The 2,827-nt window shown below is 51.9% G+C and carries 4 protein-coding genes; all 4 read left to right on the top strand.

The window, feature by feature from the left end; genetic code table 11:
- Nucleotides 1-490: cytidine deaminase (gene cdd / locus B3F49_RS00970; protein WP_293908590.1), on the top strand; the 490-nt coding region annotated here is incomplete at its 5' end.
- Nucleotides 490-1,764, top strand: coding sequence for a phospholipase D-like domain-containing protein (locus B3F49_RS00975; protein WP_293908591.1), 1,275 nt, complete (start codon nucleotides 490-492; stop codon nucleotides 1,762-1,764). The genes cdd and B3F49_RS00975, both read left to right, overlap by 1 nt.
- A gap of 2 nt (nucleotides 1,765-1,766) precedes the next feature.
- On the top strand, nucleotides 1,767-2,291 hold the full coding sequence (locus B3F49_RS00980; RefSeq protein ID WP_293908592.1) for a hypothetical protein: 525 nt from the start codon (nucleotides 1,767-1,769) through the stop codon (nucleotides 2,289-2,291).
- Between the two features lie 6 nt (nucleotides 2,292-2,297).
- Nucleotides 2,298-2,827, top strand: a 530-nt coding sequence (locus tag B3F49_RS00985; RefSeq protein ID WP_293908594.1) for a hypothetical protein, incomplete at its 3' end; no start/stop codon positions are given.

Here is a 2,827-nt window from a genome sequence, read left to right on the forward strand (position 1 = left end):
TGACGAACGCACTGTATATGGTGCAAACAAGATTTTGGAAGCCGGACAGGCAATGATGGGAGAGAAAGCGTTGTTGGAGTTCTGCATCGAGCAAGCAGCCAAGGCCCGCAAGAATGCCTACGCCCCGTATTCCCACTATAAGGTGGGAGCTGCGGTTGTCAGTGCCAAGACAAACCGTGTCTACAGCGGCTGCAATGTTGAGAACTCCAGTTATGGTGCGACCATCTGTGCCGAACGCAATGCCATCCTCAATGCCGTAGCCAATGAGGGGGTCGTCGGCATCAAGTTGTTGGTGGTGGTGAGTCAGGATGCTCCTCCTGCCCCTCCCTGCGCCCAGTGTCTGCAGGTGCTTGCAGAATTCTCAAAGCCGGAAACCGAAATCCATCTTGTCGATGTACACTGTGCCGAGGGAAGGGAAGGCGCTCATAGCATATACACCTTTTCCGAACTGCTCCCTCATCCCTTTATTTTCCCGAGCATGAGGTCATGATGAAACGACTGTGTCTTTTATTCCTTCTTGTACTGTTTCTATTCTTCACCCTAGGTTGTTCATCCACCAGTCATATGTTGAGTCCCAAGGTGCTTGATGATACGTTGCCGCTGGAGGAGAAACTGCTCTCCTTCAACATCCCCAAGGTCCAGGTCACCTATCCCACCGTCTATTATGACGGACTTGAATGGCGCGACCGCCTCATTGAGTTGATCGAGGGGGCCGAGGACTATCTGATAACCTCGGCGTTCCTTGCATCCAGTTCCGAGGAGCTGGAAGGCCTGTATGCCGCCTTGGTTCGTAAAGCAGAAAGCGGGGTACGGGTCTACTTTGTAGTGGACGGTACCGGCCCGTTTGACATGACCGAGACCCGCTTCCACCTGATACCCCTTAAGTTCCTCCGCGACAGCGGGGTGCACCTCTTGGAGTACAGTCCCATGTCGGCTGCACGCCTGGTAAGCGGAATCAACCTACTGTACCGGGACCATCGAAAGTTCCTGATCATTGACGGCAAGCATTTGGCGGTCGGCGGAATGAATCTGAATTATATCTCCATCGGAGCCTCCGAAGAGGACCTGCAACGTGACAGCATGTATGAATTTTACTCACCCTCACTTGCTGCAACCATGCTCGATCACTTTGTTCCCTGGTGGAACGAGCAAAGTTGGGAAACCATCAATCGTGAGGACTTTCCCGTTGACTGGCAGGCAGCCGATGGTCTGAAAACCTACGATGCCTTCTATGTGGACCAACATCCGAAGTCGGATAAGCTGAGCCTGCTTTTCGGCTCACTGCTCAACGAAGCCGAGCATGAGATAAAGGTGCTGCCCTTCCTGCCGTTCATGGACAAGCATATGATGGAGGCTTTTCGGAGGGCCCAGGAGAGGGGAGTGGATGTTACAATGATTGTTCCTTTCGATAAACGGGTGGGTAACCGGAAAGGAATCGAGTTTATGGCACAAGACCTGTTGACCATGGGCATCAATCTGAGAATAGAAAAAGAGAGCGATGCGAGTCAGAGGCTTCTGCATGAGAAGCTGATGATCGTCGATGACCGATATGTGGTGATAGGATCTACGAATATCAACTACCGCTCCTTCAATCTGGCGTATGAAACGGCACTGGTCATCGACAGCCCCGAGTTGGCCAAACAGGTTGAAGCTCACTTTGACTCACTGTATGAGAATACCATGCCCATCACCGAGGAGATGGCAGAGAAATGGCAAAAGTTTTCGAGCTATCCACGCTTCGTCTTCGGGTTTATTGGAGGTTGAGCGTGAAACGTCTTCTTGTATTCCTGGTAATTGGATTGCTTCTCATCGGTTCTCTCTCTGCACGCAGTGTAGGATACGCTCTGGGCTATTATGGACAGAGTGTGGAAGCCGATTCCGAGCTGACCTCCAGCGGTGCCGAGTTTTCGCTGGTCTACAAGCCTTTCAACCTGGCATTTGCAAATCCGTCGGTTATCGGCAGGACTGCATTGGGAACCCTTGAAGATGGGGCGTATAGGGTTCCATACCTCCAAATTGGCTTGGGTCTGGACCTCTTCCGGACGACCCGCCATCCATTTAATTTTCTGGCCCACAATATCATTGCCTATTCGCCGATGATAGGAGTCTCCTACGCATTCGACCCGAGAAGGGATACTGCATTGCTGGCTCTGGAAGTCAGTCCGTTCAAGTTGATCCAGAAGGACTTCTGGTACGAGGTGCTCAGCCCCTTCTTCCTCTATGACATCGTAAAGGGTGAGATGGATAGCTGGGGTTTCAATATCATCCGATTCACATATTTCTTGAAGTAGGTTCGTATGCAAAAGAGAGTATTGCTGTTGATCATAGTGCTTGTGCTGGCTTTTCCTGCGTTTGCAGGCTTTTTTGATGTAGGGATCACCCTCGGCACCAATGCCCATCTGGGTGAGAAGGACCTTGATCCGAGCCGGTTGAAACTGGCTTGGGGAGCCTCGATTGGATTGACCGATGTCTGGGAGCTGGACATACAAGCCAACACCCAGTTGGTTCCCACCTTCCTCGACACAACTTCCGTTTCATTTCTCATCCAGAGGGCGTTGTTGGGCCAGCGTTCCACCGGTGGACAAACTGCCGGGATGGGCATCAATTCGTTGGTTGGCCTTGGAGTGATGCTATCGCCGTATACCCTCGATGGGAGAACAACGCTGTCCCACCTTCTGGTTTCATTGACTCCGCTTACCGTTGGAAGCCCGGTAATCGGCAAGCGCGAGAGGGCTCTCACCGTCACGCTTGCCTACAACCTGCATACAAAGCAAGTAGGGGTTCTTTTCGACCTCTTGAAGTTCGATTTCTACGTGGTGGGGTCCTA

The organism is Sphaerochaeta sp. UBA5836 (genome assembly GCF_002432845.1).
GTDB lineage: Bacteria > Spirochaetota > Spirochaetia > Sphaerochaetales > Sphaerochaetaceae > Sphaerochaeta.